Consider the following 16,195-nt stretch of genomic DNA (forward strand, 5'->3'; position numbering starts at 1 on the left):
CTCAGTCGAGGTAGCCCCTGAGCTGGTCCGCGAAGGCGTGGTCCCGCAGCTTGTTGAGGGTCTTGGATTCGATCTGGCGGATGCGTTCGCGCGTCACGCCGAAGATGCGGCCGATCTCCTCCAGGGTGCGGGGCCTGCCGTCCGCGAGGCCGTAGCGGAGCTGGACGACCTTGCGCTCGCGCTCTCCGAGGGTGGAGAGGACCGCCTCCAGGTGCTCGCGGAGCAGCAGAAACGCCGCTGATTCCACGGGACTTGTGGCGTCGCCGTCCTCGATGAGGTCGCCGAGCGCGACGTCGTCCTCCTCGCCCACGGGGGCGTGCAGCGATACGGGTTCCTGGGCCAGGCGCAGCACCTCACTGACGCGCTCGTGCGGCAGGTCGAGGTGGGCGGCGACCTCTTCGGGGGTCGGTTCGTAGCCGCGCTCCTGGAGCATGCGGCGCTGGACGCGGACGACCCGGTTGATCAACTCGACCACGTGGACCGGGACTCGGATCGTGCGGGCCTGGTCGGCGAGGGCGCGGGACATGGCCTGGCGGATCCACCAGGTCGCGTACGTGGAGAACTTGTAGCCGCGGGCGTAGTCGAACTTCTCGACGGCGCGGATCAGGCCCAGGTTGCCCTCCTGGACGAGATCGAGCATCGTCAGTCCGCGGCCCACGTAGCGCTTGGCGACGGAGACGACCAGGCGCAGGTTGGCCTCGATGAGGCGGCGCTTGGCCATGCGGCCCGCGACCACCAACTTGTCGAGGTCCAGGGCGAGTTGGGTGTCCAGGTCGGGGGTGCTGCCGAGCTTCTCCTCGGCGAAGAGACCGGCCTCGACGCCCCGGGCGAGCTCGACCTCCTCGGCGGCCGTGAGCAGCGGTATCCGGCCGATCTCGCGCAGGTACTGGCGGAACAGGTCGGAGGAGGGGCCGCCGGTGTCGGCGCGGGTGCGGGCGGCGGGCACCTCGACGGGCTCCGCGGCCTCGACGGGCTCCGCGGCCTCGACGGGTTCCGCGGCCTCGGCGGGTTCCGCGGCCTCGGCGGGCTCGGCCTCCAGGACCTCCGGGGCCTCCGCTTCCGGGCCTTCGGGGCCTGCGGACTCCGGTGCCGACTCCTGGACTTCCGGGTGGTGCGCGGCGCGGCTCTGTTGCGGCACCGCCTCCAGGACGGTGGTCTCCGCCTCCGGTTCGGCGTCCGTGTCCGCGCGCGTGGCGGTGTCGTTCTGGGTGAGGGTCTGGGTCTGCACGGGGGCGACCTCCAGGGTGATCGCAGCTGAGGCGTGCGGCAGCGGTAGGACGGGATCGGCGACCGCGGGCTCACCGCTGTCCGTCCCGAACACGATGTGTGGAACCGCGGGGGTGTCGGGCCCGCTGTCTGCGGGCCGGCCGCGCTCCGAGGACTCAGGCACCGCAACCCAGTGTGGGGTACGACACACGGCCGCCACGAGGGGCATGCGGTGACTTTTTGAGTCCCGTCCGTGACCGCGTGGTTACCCGCCGGGTAACCATTGGCCCTAGGGCCAGTCCTTCCGTTGCCCGGCGGCGCCTCAGAGGGCGCCTGCGCCCCGTTCACGCAGCGCCTGGCCGTACTGCTGGAGAATCCACAACTCGTTCTGCACGGAGGCGAGTTGCTGGGGGTCGCCGCCCGCGCCGAGACGGGTGAGGGTGCCCTGGATGTCGCGGACGCGGCGGTCGACGGCGCGCAGCCGGACCTGGACGAGCTGGATACCTGCGTACATCTCGTCGACCGTGCGGCGCAGGATGGCCTCGACGGCGAGCTCCGTGACCATGGCGCGAACGGCGTCGTCCGGCGCGGCTTCCCGTACGCGCGCGATGTACGCCTGCTCGTCCTGGACGCCCGCCTCGGCGCCGCCCGCCTCCTCGATGGCCTGGCGCACGGCGGCGTACGGCGGGGCGGTGAACTCGTCCGTCCCGTACGCGTCGAAGGCCGGGGAGACCAACTCGGGGCGCTGCAGGGCGAGTTTGAGCAGCTCGCGCTCGGTGCGGTGGGCGGGGCTGCGCAGGGTCAGGGCGGGGCCGCTGAAGCCCGGGGACGCCTGGTTCTCGTACGCGGGCGAAGGGCGGCGCTGCTGGGCGGGGGCGGGGCCCTTGGAGCCGCGCTCGCGGGCCCAGCGGGCCAGCTGGGCCACGCGCTTGACCACGAACTGGGTGTCGAGGATGCCGAGCATGCCGGCGAGCTGGACGGCGACCTCGTGCTGGGCGCCGGTGTTCTTGATGCGGGCGACGACGGGCGCCGCCTCGTCGAGGGCCGCGGCGCGGCCCGCCGGGGTCTCCAGGTCGTAGCGGGCGACGATCTGGCGGAGCGCGAACTCGAAGAGCGGCGTGCGGGGCTCGACCAGGTCTGCGACCGCCTCGTCGCCCTTGGCCAGGCGCAGCTCGCAGGGGTCCATGTTGTCGGGGGCGATGGCGATGTAGGTCTCGGCGGCGAACTTCTGGTCGTCCTCGAAGGCGCGCAGGGCGGCCTTCTGGCCCGCCGCGTCGCCGTCGAAGGTGAAGATCACCCGGGCCGAGCCGTTGTCCATCAGGAGGCGGCGGAGGATCTTGATGTGCTCGCCGCCGAAGGCGGTGCCGCAGGTCGCGATGGCCGTCGTGATGCCCGCGAGATGGCAGGCCATCACGTCCGTGTAGCCCTCGACGACGACCGCGCGGGAGGACTTGGCGATCTCCTTCTTGGCCAGGTCGATGCCGTACAGGACCTGGGACTTCTTGTAGATCGGGGTCTCGGGGGTGTTGAGGTACTTCGGGCCGTTGTCGTCGTCGCGGAGCTTGCGGGCGCCGAAGCCGACGACCTCGCCGCCGATGTCGCGGATCGGCCACATCAGGCGGCCACGGAAGCGGTCGATGGGGCCGCGGCGGCCCTCCTGGGAGAGGCCGGAGAGGGTGAGCTCCTTGTCGGTGAAGCCCTTGCCGCGCAGGAAGCGGGTCAGGTGGTCCCAGCCCGCCGGGCTGTAGCCCACGCCGAAGTGCGCGGCCGCCGCCTGGTCGAAGCCGCGCTCGGCGAGGAACTTCCGGCCGATCTCGGCTTCCGGGGACTCCAGCTGGTCCACGTAGAACTGCGCGGCCGCCTTGTGGGCCTCTACCAGGCGGATGCGCTCGCCGCGCTGGTGCGAGGGGTTGTACCCGCCCTCTTCGTAGCGCAGCGTGATGCCGGCCTTGGCGGCGAGGCGCTCCACCGCCTCGGAGAAGGTGAGGTGGTCGACCTTCATCACGAAGGTGAGGGTGTCGCCGCCCTCCTGGCAGCCGAAGCAGTGGAAGAGACCCTTGCTGGGGCTGACCTGGAAGGACGGCGACTTCTCGTCATGGAAGGGGCACAGGCCCTTCAGGTTCCCGCCGCCCGCGTTGCGCAGTTGCAGGTACTCGGACACCACGGCGTCGATCGGGACCGCGTCCCGAACCGCCTTCACGTCCTCGTCATTGATCCTGCCTGCCACGCGTGAATTCTACGGGGATGCGGTGACAGTCCTGACCGAGGGAGCCTCAGTCCGTCAGCGAGGCGAGCGGGACCGAGGGGTCGGCGAGCGCCTCGGGGTCCGGCTTCGCTCCTGTGCGGATCAGGTTCTGGATGGCCTCCGTCACATCCCACACGTTCACGTTCATCCCCGCGAGGACGCGGCCCTCCTTCAGCCAGAAGGCGATGAACTCCCGCTTGCCCGCGTCGCCGCGGACCACGACCTGGTCGTACGTGCCCGGGGGCGCCCAGCCCGAGTACTCCAGGCCCACGTCGTACTGGTCGGAGAAGAAGTACGGGACGCGGTCGTAGGTGACCTCCTGGCCGAGCATCGAGCGGGCCGCCGCCGGGCCGCCGTTCAGGGCGTTGGCCCAGTGCTCCACGCGCAGCCGGCCGCCGAAGACGGAGTGCGGGGTCGCGGCGACGTCGCCCGCGGCGTAGATGTCCGGGTCCGAGGTGCGCAGGCCCGCGTCGACCGCGATGCCGCCGCCGTGCGCCCGGTCCACCAGGGCGAGGCCCGCGGACTCGGCGAGGGCGGTGCGGGGGGCGGCGCCGATGGCGGCCAGCACGTCGTGCGCCGGGTGCTCCTCGCCGTCGTCCGTGCGGGCCGCGAGGACCATGCCGTCCTGGCCGGTGATCTCCGTGAGCTTCGCGCCGAAGTGGAAGCGGACGCCGTGCTCGGCGTGCAGGTCGGCGAACATCTGGCCGACCTCGGGGCCGATGACGGCGTGCAGCGGGGTGGGCTCCGGCTCGACGACGGTGACCTCCGCGCCGTACTCGCGGGCGGCCGCGGCGATCTCCAGGCCGATCCAGCCGGCGCCCGCGATCACCAGGTGGCCGTTGTCCCGGCCGAGGGCCGTCAGGACGTGGCGCAGCCGGTCGGCGTGGGCGAGGCGGCGCAGGTGGTGGACGCCCGCGAGGCCCGTACCGGGGACGTCCAGGCGGCGCGGTTCGGCGCCGGTGACGAGCAGGAGCTTGTCGTAGCCGATGACCGCGCCGTCTCCGAGGGTGACCGTCTTGGCGGCGCGGTCGATCGCGACGACCGTCTGGCCGAGATGCAACTCCACGTCCGCCTGGGCGTACCAGGCCGGTTCGTGGACGAAGACGCTGTCGCGGTCCTCCTTGCCGAGGAGGTAGCCCTTGGACAGCGGCGGGCGTTCGTAAGGGTGGTCGCGCTCGTCACCGATGAGGATCACACGGCCGGTGAACCCCTCGGCGCGGAGCGTCTCGGCCGCCTTGGCTCCGGCCAGACCTCCTCCGACAATGACGAACGTCTGATCAGCGTCGACCACTTGATGCCTCCTCGTTGCTTTCAGGCCGTACGTGAGCGTCCCGCACGGAGCGTGATGACGGAAGGGGGCGTCAGCACATTGGGCCACTTTTCGTCACGCCCCGTGGTCACCCCATGGTCACGGGCCGCTATCTGCGCGACGTGAGCCGGGCGTGCAGGGAGCGTGCGGCGGCGTCCGTGAGGGACGCGATCTGGTCAATCACGACGCGCTGCGCGGCGCGGTCGTCGGGTGCCGCGTCGTAGAGCGCGCGGAACTGCGGGTCCAGCCCTTCGGGCGCGCGCGCGGTGAGGGCCTCGGCGAGTTCGGCGACGCAGACGCGCTGGTCGGCGCGGAGCCGCTCCTGGGCGGGGCGCTGCATCACGTACAGGTCGGCGACGGCCTTGAGGACGGCGCACTCGTGGCGGGCCGCGCGCGGGACGACGAGTTCGGCGGCGTACCGGGTGAGGGGGCCGGTGCCGTACCGCGCGCGGGTGGCGGCCTCGGCGGCCAGGCAGAAGCGGCCGATGAGCTGGCTGGTGGCGTCCTTCAACCGGGCCTGGGCGACGGCCGATCCGTCGTAGCCGTGCGGCCACCACTCCTGTTCCAGGAGGCGGTCGAGGGCCTCGGAGAGCTCTTCGGGGTCGGTGTCCTCGGGGACGTAGCGGCCGATCGCGACGGCGAAGACGTCCCGGCGCTCGGGCTCGGCGTGCAGCGCGTTCGGGTCGATGTGCCCGGCGTGCAGGCCGTCTTCGAGGTCGTGCACCGAGTACGCGACGTCGTCGGACCAGTCCATGACCTGCGCCTCGAAGCAGGTGCGGGTGCCGGGGGCCTCCTTGCGGACCCAGTCGAAGACGGGCCGGTCGTCTTCGTAGACACCGAACTTGGGGGACGCCGGGTCGGTGGGGTGGGCGCCGCGGGGCCAGGGGTACTTGGTGGCGGCGTCGAGGGCGGCCCGGGTGAGGTTGAGGCCGACGCTCACCAGTTCGCCCGTCGCCTCACTTCTTACGAAGCGCTTCGGTTCGATGCGGGTGAGCAGGCGCAGCGACTGGGCGTTGCCCTCGAACCCGCCGCAGTCCTCGGCGATTTCGTTGAGGGCCTGCTCCCCGTTGTGACCGAAGGGCGGGTGGCCGAGGTCGTGGGAGAGGCAGGCGGTCTCCACCAGGTCGGGGTCGCAGCCGAGTGCGGCGCCCAGCTCGCGGCCGACCTGGGCGCACTCCAGGGAGTGGGTCAGCCGGGTGCGGGCGCTGGCGTCCCACGCCTGGAACTTGGTGCCGGGCGTGACCACCTGGGTCTTCCCGGCGAGGCGGCGCAGCGCGGCGGAGTGCAGCACGCGCGCGCGGTCCCGCTGGAAGGCGGTGCGGCCCGGCCGCTTGTCCGGTTCCGGCGCCCACCGCTCGACGGCCGCCGCTCCGGCCGCCCCGGCCGCCTCGTTCTCGAAGTGCGCGTTCTGTGCTGTGCCTTCCATGCCATCGACAGTAGCTCTCGCGCCTCGGTCAGGCGCTGGCGAGCTGGCGTGCCGCGGCCTGATCCCGGCCCGTGCCGGTGCGGGCCTCGTCGTAGCGGTGCAGGAGGAGGCGGGCGAGGGCGGGGTGGTCGCCGAGCGGGGCGGCGGCGATCCACGGGCCCGCCGCGGCGCACTGGGCGGCGAAGCGGCCCGGCGCGGTGAAGTACGAGGCGACGGCGGCCCGGTGGCGGCCGCGGGCGGCGAGCGAGCCCAGCGCGTCCGCGACGGTGTGCGGGGTGCCCGGGGTCGGGGTCGCGTAGGCGGGGACGACGGGGACGCCGAGGCGCTCGGCGAGGAGCCGCGCGGTGTGGCCGGTGTCGGTGGCGGACTCCGGGTCGCGGGAGCCCGCGGCGGCCAGCACGACGCCGCTGCGGCGGCGCGCGGCCTCGCTCGTACGGGGGTTCCAGCCGGCCTCGACGAGCCGGGCGTACAGCGCCTCGACGAGCAGCGGGTGCGGGCCGAGCGGGGCGGCGACGCGGGCGGTGAGGCCGGGCGTCGCGGCGACGGCGGCGGGGATGTCGTGCTTGACGTGGTAGCCGCGGCTGAGGAGGAGGGGGACGAGAACGGGGGCGGGGGCGGCGGGGTCACCGGGGGCGGCGGCGCCTTCGGTGGCCAGGTCCGCGAGGGTGTCGCCGAGCAGGGGTTCGTTCAGCTCGATGTGGCCGAGGCGTACGGGCAGTCCGGGGCGCAGGGCGCGGGCCCGGTCGAGGAGGGCCGTGACGGTGCTGAGGGCGCGCGGGTCGCGGCTGCCGTGGGCGACGACGACGAGCGGGGCCTGCGCGGGGGCGGAACCGGGAGCGGGGGTGCGGCGTCTGCCGTTGCGGGAGACGTCGCCGAGCTGGCTGCCGAGCTGAGCGGTGATGCGGTTCATGAGTTGCGCCGTGCTCTCTAGAGGGGTGCTGCCGGACTCGTCGCGCGGAGGGTTCGACGGCGTCATGGACCGAGGATGGCCGCGGCAGATTGCGGAGGTGTTGCGTGGCGGTGACGGGTGATTTCGCGGAGGCTCACGGGCCGGGGCGGGGCGTTGTCAGTGGGGCCGCCTACCTTTGATCGTGCGGTCGGGTGACCGGCGTGGGGGTGGGATCGGTGCGGGGGTCGCGCGGGGGCGCGGCGGTCAGCGGGAGGGGGGACGGGGATGGACCGGGGGACAGAGTCGGAGATGGACGAGAAGGCTGAGGGGACGCGGGAGGCACGGGAGGCGCGAGGGCCCCGGGCGGCGCAACGGGCGGGGTGGGCCGGGGCGTTGGCGGCCGTGCGGCGGGGGTGGGGTCGGGTGTGGCGGCGGCCCAGGTGGCCGCGGACGCGGGCGGGGCAGCGGCGGCTCGTGCAGTCCGTGATGGTCTGCTGCGTGCTCGCGCTGCTGCCCGCGACCTGGCTGTTCGTGACGACGGACGACCGGCTGCGCACGACGGCGGACGTGCCGCGCACCGAGGTGGCGGTCGTCTTCGGCGCGGGGCTCTGGGACGGTGAGCCGTCCCCGTATCTGGCCCACCGCCTGGACGCGGCGGCCGAGTTGTACCGCGCGCACCGCATAGAGGTCGTGCTCGTCACGGGCGACAACAGCCGCGAGGACTACGACGAACCGGACGCCATGCGCGCCTACCTCACCGAGCGCGGCGTCCCGGACCGCCGCATCGTCAGCGACTACGCGGGCTTCGACACCTGGGACTCGTGCGTGCGCGCCCGCAAGATCTTCGGGGTGGACCGGGCCGTGCTGATCAGCCAGGGCTTCCACATACGCAGGGCGGTCGCACTCTGCCGGGCGGCGGGCGTGCGGTCGTACGGGGTGGGAGTGGACGCCGTGCACGACGCGACCTGGTACTACGGCGGCGCCCGCGAGGTGTTCGCCGCGGGCAAGGCGGCGCTCGACGCGGCGGTCCGGCCGGATCCGCGGTTCCTGGGGCAGAAGGAGGAGGGGGTGGAGCGGGCGCTCGCGTCGCCGCGGTGACCGCGCAGGGGTGGGTCACGGAGACCTCGCAGCGCTGGTCGGCGTGACCTCACAGTCGTGGGCGTGGGGCGCTGAGGCCGGCGTACCGCATGCGTAACCGCGTGCACGGGGCCGCGTAACACGCAGGTCGGACGCTGGGTGGCATGCACTCCACGGCGATATCGGAGACACCGGCGGACTCGAAGGCAGGGGCTCCGGCGGCGACGCTCACGCACTGCCCGTACTGCGCGCTGCAGTGCGGCATGGGCCTGGTCCCGGGGCCGGGTCCCGGCGGGGTGGAGGTCGTGGAGCGGGCCGGGTTCCCGGTGAACCGGGGCGCGCTGTGCGGCAAGGGGCGGACCGCGCCCGCCGTGCTCGCCGGCCGGGTCCGGCTGACCGAGCCCCTCGTCCGCTCCCCCGCCACCGGCGAGCTCACGCCCGCCACCTGGGAGGAGGCGCTCGGGCGGATCGCCGGGGAGCTGGCCCGTACCCGCCGGGAGCACGGAGCGGACGCGGTCGGGGTGTTCGGCGGCGGTGGGCTCACCAACGAAAAGGCGTACGCGCTCGGGAAGTTCGCGCGGGTCGTGCTCGGGACCTCGCAGATCGACTACAACGGCCGGTTCTGCATGTCGTCGGCGGCCGCCGCGGGACAGCGGGCGTTCGGGCTCGACCGGGGGCTGCCGTTCCCGCTCGCGGACATCCCGCGCACCGGGTGCGTGATCCTGGTCGGCTCGAACCTCGCGGAGACGATGCCGCCCGCGCTGCGGTTCTTCACGGAACTGCGGGAGAACGGCGGGAAGTTGATCGTCGTCGACCCGCGCAGGACCCGGACCGCCGAGCAGGCGGACCTGCACCTGGCGCCCCGGCCGGGCACGGACCTCGCCCTGGCGCTCGGCCTGCTGCACCTGGTCGTGGCCCAGGGCCGCACGGACGAGGAGTTCATCGAGGAGCGCACCACCGGCTGGGCACAGGCGCGGGCGGCGGCGATGGCGCACTGGCCGGAGCACGTCGAGCGGATCACGGGCGTCGCGGTGCCCGAACTGCGCGAGGCGGTGCGGCTGTTCTGCGACGCCAAGACGGGCATGGTGCTCACCGCGCGCGGGCCCGAGCAGCAGTCGAAGGGCACGGACACCGTGGGCGCGTGGATCAACCTGTGCCTGGCCACGGGCCGGGCCGGGCGGCCGCTGTCCGGGTACGGCTGTCTGACCGGGCAGGGCAACGGCCAGGGCGGCCGCGAACACGGCCAGAAGGCCGACCAGTTGCCCGGCTGCCGGAAGCTGACGGATCCGGCGGCGCGGGCCCATGTGGCGCGGGTGTGGGGGGTGGAGCCACAGGCGCTCCCCGGGCCGGGGCGGTCGGCGTACGAGCTGCTCGACGCGTTGGGCGGGGACGTGAAGTCGCTGCTCCTGATGGGGTCCAACCCGGTCGTGTCGGCGCCCCGGGCCGCGCATGTGGAGGAGCGGCTGCGGTCGCTGGATTTCCTGGCGGTGGCGGACGTGGTGCTGTCGGAGACGGCGGCGCTCGCGGACGTGGTCCTTCCGGTGACGCAGTGGGCCGAGGAGACGGGCACGGTCACGAACCTGGAGGGCCGGGTGCTGCTGCGGCAGCGCGCGGTGTCTCCGCCGGAGGGGGTGCGCAGCGACCTGGAGGTGCTGCGGGGGCTCGCGGCGCTGCTCGGCCACGAGAAGGGGTTCCCGGCCGAACCGGAGGCGGTGTTCGAGGAGTTGAGGAGGGCGAGTGCGGGGGGTGTCGCGGACTACTCGGGGATCACGTACGAGCGGTTGAGGGAGCCGTCCGGCCCGGAGGGTGATGCGGCGGAGGGTGGGGCTGCGGAGGGTGATGCGGCGGGGGTGTTCTGGCCGTGTCCAGGGGGGCTTGAAGGTGATGCAGAGGCGCTGGCGGCCTCGCATCCCGGGACGCCCCGGCTGTTCCTGGAGCGGTTCGCCACCGAGGACGGGCGGGCCCGGTTCGTGCCGGTGGTGCACCGGGCGGCCGCCGAGGAGCCGGACGCGGAGTACCCGGTGCTGCTCACCACGGGGCGGGTGCTCGCGCAGTACCAGTCGGGGGCGCAGACGCGGCGCGTGGACGAGTTGAACGAGGCGGCGCCGGGGCCGTTCGTGGAGCTGCATCCCCGGCTCGCCGCGCGGGTCGGGGTCGCGGACGGCGAGCCGGTCGCCGTGGTCTCGCGGCGCGGGCGGGCGGTGGCTCCCGCCCGGGTCAGCGAGGCGATCCGGGCCGACACGGTGTTCATGCCGTTCCACTGGGCGGGAGAGGGGCGCGCCAACTCGTTGACGCACCCGGCGCTCGATCCGGTGTCCCGGATGCCGGAGTTCAAGGTGTGCGCGGTGCGGGTCGAGGCACATCGGGTGAGCGGGGCGCCCCTCTGAGCACCTTGCCCCCGGCTCCCTCTGAGCACCTCGCCCCGGCTCCCTCTGAGCACCTCGCCCCGGGCGCCTGCTCAGAGCGTCACTGGGCGCCGCCCTGGCCCGCGCTGCCCATCGGGCCGACCTTCACCGGGGAGCCGGAACCGTCCGTGACGGGCAGTGACTTGGCGCCCGGCCACGCCATGGTGAAGGACTTCGTCTCGTTCGGCGGGGTCACCACGATGCTGGTGACGCCGACGCCGGAGCCGCCCGACTCGTTCAGCGGGTAGGTGACGCCGAAGGACACCGACTCCCCGTCCTTGAGGGTCACCGGGGTGGACTTCTCGCCACTGCGCTGCGCGGACAGCGAGCCCTCGCTGGTCTTCAGGTCGACGCCCGCGTAGCCGGCGAGCACGCAGTCGTGGCCCGCGCCGTTCTTCATCGTCACCGCCACGGTGCCCTCGGGGTCGCCGTCGATGGTGCTGTCCGAAGCCGTGATGTCCAGGTCGTCCGTACGGCACTTGTCCGACGCGCCGCTCCCGCCGGAGCCCGCGCCCTGCCCGCCGGAGTTCTGCCCGGCGGTGTCCTTGCCGCCGGAGCCCTTGCCGCCGGAGTCCTTGCCACCGCCCTGGTCCGAGCCGCCCGCACCCGAACCGCCGCCCGAGGACGCCTTGGTGGGCGCGGACGACGGGTCGCTCTGCGCCGTGTCGTCACCGTTGCAGGCCGCGAGGGAGAGACCCGCGGCAACGGCCAGGGCGGCGAAGGTGAGCTTGCGAACGCGCATCGTGTGGTCCTCAGTGTGGGTCGGGGGCCGGCCGCTCGCTACGAGCCGTTACGAGCCGGCGTTTCTGAGCACCAAGAGCTGTCCGGCCCGGTGAACCGTTCCTCCCAACTGCCCGCCAAGACATTCCTGTTACACGCACAGCCAGGCACGATGACCGCCGCAACCGGGCGCATCCCGCCCGGACGGCGGTTCCCGCCACCGTTCCGCGTCCGTTCCGCGTCCGCTCCGTGTTCCCTCGCGGTCACCGCCCGCTGGGACAGACCCGTGACGCAGGGGGACTTGACCACTCCCAGTGGCATGCTCTCCTCAACCCGCCCCGTCCCGCCCCTCCCTGTCCCGCCCCGTCCGTCCCGCCCCTCACCTGTCCCGCCAGTCCCCCGTCTCGATCACCCGCCCCCTCTCCCGCAGCCCCTTCTCCACCTCCGGCGCCGCCACGTACACCCACGCCCGTACCGCCCTGCCGTCGCCGAGGCGCACCTCGCGGGCGGTCCGCTCGTACACGTTGCCCGGCGCGCCCGGCGCCGTGTACTCCTCCAGGACGTCCAGGGCGGCGAGCAGCCAGCCGTACACAGAGGGGCGAGGTGTCATCAACTCGCCCCGTATACCCGCCCCTTGGGCGAAGGAGGACTCCACCGCGTACGGGTATCCGGGGCCGTCGTACAGGACGGCCCCGGGCAGCGTCGCCGGTTCCTCCGACCGGGCCCGGCCCCGGACATAGGCCGCGTGGTTGGGCTCGCCGGGGCGCAGGGTGCCGTAGACGAAGAACGGGATCACCCCGCCGTCTCCCGCTCCACCCACTCCGCGTACGCCGGGGCCGCCCGTACCACCGGCGTCGCGATGATCTCCGGGGTGTCGTAGTCGTGGGCCTCGGTCAGCCATGCCTCCAGGGCGGCGTAGCGGGCGGCCGTCGTCTTGAGGAGGAGCTGCCACTCGCGGGCCGTCTCGACGGCGCCGTCCCATTGGTAGACGGAGGTGACGGGGCCGTTGATCTGCACGCAGGCCGCGACGCGGGCCGTCACCGCGCCCCGTGCGAGCCGCGCCGCCTTGTCCTCGGTGTCCGTCGTGGTCAGGACGGTCAGCAGGTGCGGGTCCGTCCGGTCGTTCTCGCTCACTGCCTGGACTCCTTCTCGTTCACTGCCCGGGCTCCTTCATTCACAACTCAGGGGTCGCTCGCCCTCCCCCTACCCTCTCCTCCGGCCCGACGCCCCGCCCCCGGCGGGCCCTCCTGCCAGGTCCAAGGTCCCGATACGGGGGATCGCGGCACTTGTAGTGGGTTCTGTTACATAACATCCCGGTTTCTGTGATGCGGGCTTCCTACTGTCGACTGCGGTGGCCGGTCCCTCTGCCGAATCCCCGCGCAACCGGACCGGCCGCCACCACCCCCTTCGCAGCCCTCCCGCCTCCCTGCCCGACGGTCACCATGAACCAGCGTTCCCCTCGCCGCCGCCTCCTCCTGGCCGCGCCCCTCGCCGCCCTGGCCGCCGCCGCGCTGGCCGGCTGCGGCGGGGCGAACGGGCTCGCGGACGGTGACATCGCGCCGTCCATGTCCGTGCAGCCGCACCCCGAGCCGTTCTGGCCCGCCTGGTCCAGCCCCTCCTCGGACGCGCCCGCCGCCGACACCGCCACCCGGCAGCCCCCGCCGAAGGCCCTGAAGGGGCTGCCGAAGGTGGACGACGACCAGATCGCCGACCTGGACGTCGCGACGATCCTGCGGGCCGACCCGCGCATGAGGCCCCTCTCCGACCGGGCCACGATCTCCGGGCCGGGCCGCGCCGGACTGCGGCCCCCCGTGTACGCGGACCTGACCGGGGACGGCAGGCGGGACCTGCTCGTCGCCGCCGACCTGGAGAGCGGGCGGAGCGTGCTCGCCGTGTACACGATGCGCGACGGCAAGGTGTACCCGATCCTCTTCACCTCCGGGCGCCGCATGAGCATCGAGGCGCTCGGCAAGGACATCCTCGTGCGCAGCCCGTGCGCGGACGGTGGCGAGCAGGCCGTGCGCTACCACTGGAACGGGGTGCGGATGGGGACCTTCGAGGACAACAAGACCTACAAGAAGTCGCCCGAGAACCCGAGCGCGCCCGCGCCCGACCCGAAGCCCGAGGCCGACGAGAGCGAGGGGCCCCGGCCCGCGCCGTCCGGCAACGCCTCGCTCGCTGCCCCGCCGAAGAAGCCCTCGCGCGGCGACGGGCGCTCCTCCCTGCCGCCCGCTCCCCCGCTCATCGGGCCCACCGCCGAGCCCACCGGGCAGGCCCCCCTCCCGGAGCCCGAGGACGAGGGCGGCGGCCCGGCCGACGTCGACGGCGGCGACCTGGACGGCACCTCGTGAGGCGTGTCCTGTGCCGCGCCCGTGCCGGGCTCAACTCCCTCGGCCTGCGCTGGAAGATCGCCGCCCTGCTCGCGGTGGGCTGCTCAGTGGTCGCCGTCGGCATCGGCCTGCTGATCCACCAGGCGCGGCTCGACCAGGTCTCGGAGAACGCGCGCTCGGGCGCCACCGCTCAGCTCATCCGCGTGCGACAGCTGTACGCGCTGACCGGGCAGGTCCACCAGGACGACGCGGACGCCTCGATCGACGACCCGAACCTGCCGGGGCCGCTGCGGGCCGCCGCGCTCGCGGGCAAGCGGACGACGTATCTGGACATGAGCTCCGACGAACCGGCGGTCTGGGCGGCCCGGCCGATCGGCCACCAGGTCCTGTCCATCCGCGAGTCGCTGCACGAACAGGCCGACGAGATGGCCGACTTCGACCAGCAGCTGATGGCCTCCGGCGCCCTCGTGGTCGGGCTCGCCGCGCTCGGCGGCGCGGGTCTCTCCAGCCGGCTCAGCCGGGAGCTGCGCACCGCGGCGGCCACCGCGCGCCGCATCAGCCAGGGCGACCTGGACGCCCGCATCGGCCATCCGCGCCCTGCGGGCACCGGGCGCGGCAAGGACGAGGTCGCCGAACTGGCCACCGCCGTCGACACGATGGCCGCGTCGCTGCAGCGCCGCCTGGTGGCGGAGCAGCGGTTCACCGCGGACGTCGCGCACGAGCTGCGCACGCCGCTGACCGGCCTGTACACCGCCGCCGAGCTGCTGCCGCCGAGCCGCCCCACGGAGCTGGTGCGCGACCGGGTCGGCGCCCTGCGCACCCTCACCGAGGACCTGTTGGAGATCGCCCGGCTCGACGCCGACGTGGAGAAGCCGGACCTGGCCGTGCATCCGCTGGGCTCGCTGGTGGAGTGCGTCGCGGAGCGGGCGGACGTGCCCTGCGAGTCGGTCGGGACGCCCGTTTTCGTACGGACGGACGCGCGCCGTCTGGAGCGGATCCTCGACAACCTCGTGGGCAACGCCCGCAAACACGGGGCGGGTTCGGTCCAGGTGCGGGTCGAGGGGGCCGTGGTGTCGGTCCGCGACCACGGCTCCGGCTTCCCCGAGCGCCTCATCGAGGAGGGTCCGCGGCGCTTCCAGACCGGCGCCACGGAGCGCGGCCAGGGCACCGGCCTCGGCCTGACCATCGCGTTCGGCCAGGCCCAGGTGATCGGCGCCCGGGTCGCGCTGCGCAACGCGGACGACGGGGGCGCGGTGGCGGAGGTCCACCTGCCGCTGGCCTGACGCGCCCCCGCGGGGCCTGGACTCCCGTACGCGCGACGGCTCTCAACTCCCGTACGGGCGCACCGCCTTGGCCTCCCGCAGCGCGTGGCCCCACCAGGCGAGCTGGTCGAGCATCGCCTTGGCGGCGGCGTCCGGGGCGGCCGGGTCGCGGTGGTTGCCCTCGTCGTCGAAGTGGGCGCCCGCGTTGTGGAAGGAGACCGTCTCGCGCACGGTGACGGTGTGCAGCTCGGCGAAGACCTGCCGGAGCTGCTCGACGGCGCGCAGGCCGCCGGAGATCCCCCCGTACGAGACGAAGGCGACGGGCTTGGCCTGCCATTCGTCGCGGTGCCAGTCGATGAGGCTCTTGAGGGAGGCGGGGAAGGAGTGGTTGTACTCGGGGGTGAGGACCACGAAGGCGTCGGCGGCGTCGAGCTTGGGCGTCACCTTGCCGAGTTCGGCGAGGACTTCGGGGCTCGGGCTGAAGGAGAGGGCGGTGGGCAGCTGGGCCTCGGCGGCGTCGATGACGTCCACGACGAGGCCGTCGCGCTCCCCCACCCGGTCGAGCAGCCAGCGCGCGACGATCGGGCCGAACCGGCCCTCGCGGTTGCTGCCGATGATGACGGCGACGCGGAGCGGGGCGTCGGCCGAAGAGGTCGAAGAGGTCGAAGAAGCCGAGGAAGCCGAGGAAGCCGAAGAGGAACTGGTGGCTGCAGAAGTCGTGTTCATGGGAGACAGGCTCTTAGTTGAACCAAGGTTTAAGTCAAGCGCCTTCGCGGACTACTCTTGCGCGCATGTCGTCGCATCTCGCACCGGACGCCAGGGAAGCCACTGTCGGAGAGCTCGCCGAGCGCAGCGGGGTCGCCCCGTCCGCGCTGCGGTTCTACGAGCGCGAGGGGCTCATCACGAGCCGCCGCACCACCGGGAACCAGCGCCGCTACAGCCGGGACACGCTCCGCCGGGTCGCCTTCATCCGCACCTCGCAGCGGCTCGGCATCCCCCTCGCCACCATCCGCGAGGTGCTCGGCCTGCTCCCCGACGACCGCACGCCGACGCGGGAGGACTGGGCGCGGATCTCCGAGTGCTGGCGCAGCGACCTGGACCAGCGCATCCGCACCCTGCAGCGGCTGCGCGACAACCTCACGGACTGCATCGGCTGCGGCTGCCTCTCGCTCGCCAAGTGCGCGCTGTCCAACCCGTGGGACGAACTGGCCGCCCACGGACCGGGGCCGCGACGGCTGATCGAGGACGGAGAGGCGGAGGCGTAGCGGCGGAGGCGTAGCGGCGGAGTTGTAGAGGCGGAGGCGTAGCGGCGGACATCGGGCACCC

General features: G+C 73.5%; 14 protein-coding genes. 5 read left to right on the plus strand and 9 right to left on the minus strand.

The window, feature by feature from the left end; translation table 11 throughout:
* Position 1: 1 nt before the first annotated feature.
* From ACQB60_RS04075 to ACQB60_RS04095, 5 genes are all read right to left on the minus strand, one after another.
* Positions 2–1,390 (minus strand): RNA polymerase sigma factor, encoded by a 1,389-nt coding sequence (locus ACQB60_RS04075; RefSeq protein WP_496924388.1) that lies wholly within the window; start codon positions 1,388–1,390, stop codon positions 2–4.
* Positions 1,391–1,528: 138 nt separating this feature from the next.
* Positions 1,529–3,433 carry a DNA primase gene (dnaG, locus tag ACQB60_RS04080; protein ID WP_496924389.1) on the minus strand — a complete coding sequence of 635 codons (1,905 nt, stop codon included), beginning with the start codon at positions 3,431–3,433 and terminating at the stop codon, positions 1,529–1,531.
* Between the two features lie 46 nt (positions 3,434–3,479).
* Positions 3,480–4,742, minus strand: a complete 1,263-nt coding sequence (locus ACQB60_RS04085; RefSeq protein WP_496924390.1) for an NAD(P)/FAD-dependent oxidoreductase — start codon at positions 4,740–4,742, stop codon at positions 3,480–3,482.
* Positions 4,743–4,869: 127 nt separating this feature from the next.
* Positions 4,870–6,186 carry a deoxyguanosinetriphosphate triphosphohydrolase gene (locus ACQB60_RS04090; protein ID WP_496924391.1) on the minus strand — a complete coding sequence of 439 codons (1,317 nt, stop codon included), beginning with the start codon at positions 6,184–6,186 and terminating at the stop codon, positions 4,870–4,872.
* A gap of 28 nt (positions 6,187–6,214) precedes the next feature.
* Entirely contained in the window at positions 6,215–7,162 is a 948-nt protein-coding gene (locus ACQB60_RS04095) for a sirohydrochlorin chelatase (RefSeq protein WP_496924392.1), read from the minus strand.
* A gap of 399 nt (positions 7,163–7,561) precedes the next feature.
* Between ACQB60_RS04095 and ACQB60_RS04100 the strand changes: the two genes are divergently transcribed.
* Together ACQB60_RS04100 and ACQB60_RS04105 are read left to right on the plus strand one after the other, a co-directional pair.
* The gene (locus ACQB60_RS04100; protein WP_496924773.1) at positions 7,562–8,173 is read left to right on the plus strand and encodes a SanA/YdcF family protein; all 612 of its coding nucleotides are present in this window, start codon (positions 7,562–7,564) and stop codon (positions 8,171–8,173) included.
* A gap of 143 nt (positions 8,174–8,316) precedes the next feature.
* Complete coding sequence (locus ACQB60_RS04105; protein WP_496924393.1) at positions 8,317–10,539, plus strand: molybdopterin oxidoreductase family protein; 2,223 nt, start codon at positions 8,317–8,319, stop codon at positions 10,537–10,539.
* A gap of 79 nt (positions 10,540–10,618) precedes the next feature.
* Here the strand turns inward: ACQB60_RS04105 and ACQB60_RS04110 are convergent, their stop codons facing one another.
* From ACQB60_RS04110 to cutA, 3 genes are all read right to left on the minus strand, one after another.
* Positions 10,619–11,299 (minus strand): DUF4232 domain-containing protein, encoded by a 681-nt coding sequence (locus ACQB60_RS04110; RefSeq protein WP_496924394.1) that lies wholly within the window; start codon positions 11,297–11,299, stop codon positions 10,619–10,621.
* A 357-nt stretch (positions 11,300–11,656) separates the two neighbouring features.
* Entirely contained in the window at positions 11,657–12,073 is a 417-nt protein-coding gene (locus ACQB60_RS04115) for a gamma-glutamylcyclotransferase family protein (protein ID WP_496924395.1), read from the minus strand.
* Positions 12,070–12,411 carry a divalent-cation tolerance protein CutA gene (gene cutA, locus ACQB60_RS04120; RefSeq protein WP_496924396.1) on the minus strand — a complete coding sequence of 114 codons (342 nt, stop codon included), beginning with the start codon at positions 12,409–12,411 and terminating at the stop codon, positions 12,070–12,072. Before cutA ends, ACQB60_RS04115 begins: the two co-directional genes overlap by 4 nt.
* 308 nt (positions 12,412–12,719) lie before the next feature.
* On the opposite strand from cutA, the gene ACQB60_RS04125 reads away from it, so the two are divergent.
* Both ACQB60_RS04125 and ACQB60_RS04130 read left to right on the plus strand, forming a co-directional pair.
* Positions 12,720–13,628: a hypothetical protein gene (locus ACQB60_RS04125; RefSeq protein WP_496924397.1), complete on the plus strand. Its 909-nt coding sequence runs from the start codon at positions 12,720–12,722 to the stop codon at positions 13,626–13,628.
* Complete coding sequence (locus ACQB60_RS04130) at positions 13,625–14,890, plus strand: ATP-binding protein (RefSeq protein ID WP_496924398.1); 1,266 nt, start codon at positions 13,625–13,627, stop codon at positions 14,888–14,890. The genes ACQB60_RS04125 and ACQB60_RS04130 overlap by 4 nt, the downstream gene beginning before the upstream one ends.
* 42 nt (positions 14,891–14,932) lie before the next feature.
* Here ACQB60_RS04130 and ACQB60_RS04135 read toward each other — a convergent pair whose 3' ends face one another.
* Positions 14,933–15,595: an NADPH-dependent FMN reductase gene (locus ACQB60_RS04135; protein ID WP_496924399.1), complete on the minus strand. Its 663-nt coding sequence runs from the start codon at positions 15,593–15,595 to the stop codon at positions 14,933–14,935.
* A gap of 65 nt (positions 15,596–15,660) precedes the next feature.
* Here ACQB60_RS04135 and soxR point away from each other — a divergent pair, with 65 nt between their 5' ends.
* Positions 15,661–16,134 carry a redox-sensitive transcriptional activator SoxR gene (soxR, locus tag ACQB60_RS04140; protein WP_496924400.1) on the plus strand — a complete coding sequence of 158 codons (474 nt, stop codon included), beginning with the start codon at positions 15,661–15,663 and terminating at the stop codon, positions 16,132–16,134.
* Positions 16,135–16,195: the final 61 nt, after the last annotated feature.

It is taken from the genome of Streptomyces odontotermitis (assembly GCF_050510915.1).
Classification (GTDB): domain Bacteria; phylum Actinomycetota; class Actinomycetes; order Streptomycetales; family Streptomycetaceae; genus Streptomyces.

Bases quoted from the DNA above. Each gene is read 5' to 3' on its own strand.
- ACQB60_RS04095 (WP_496924392.1), bottom strand. From the start codon at position 7,162: ATGACGCCGTCGAACCCTCCGCGCGACGAGTCCGGCAGCACCCCTCTA.
- ACQB60_RS04110 (WP_496924394.1), bottom strand. From the start codon at position 11,299: ATGCGCGTTCGCAAGCTCACCTTCGCCGCCCTGGCCGTTGCCGCGGGT.
- ACQB60_RS04135 (WP_496924399.1), bottom strand. From the start codon at position 15,595: ATGAACACGACTTCTGCAGCCACCAGTTCCTCTTCGGCTTCCTCGGCT.
- ACQB60_RS04090 (WP_496924391.1), bottom strand. From the start codon at position 6,186: ATGGAAGGCACAGCACAGAACGCGCACTTCGAGAACGAGGCGGCCGGG.
- soxR (WP_496924400.1), top strand. From the start codon at position 15,661: ATGTCGTCGCATCTCGCACCGGACGCCAGGGAAGCCACTGTCGGAGAG.
- ACQB60_RS04125 (WP_496924397.1), top strand. From the start codon at position 12,720: ATGAACCAGCGTTCCCCTCGCCGCCGCCTCCTCCTGGCCGCGCCCCTC.
- ACQB60_RS04105 (WP_496924393.1), top strand. From the start codon at position 8,317: ATGCACTCCACGGCGATATCGGAGACACCGGCGGACTCGAAGGCAGGG.
- ACQB60_RS04100 (WP_496924773.1), top strand. From the start codon at position 7,562: ATGGTCTGCTGCGTGCTCGCGCTGCTGCCCGCGACCTGGCTGTTCGTG.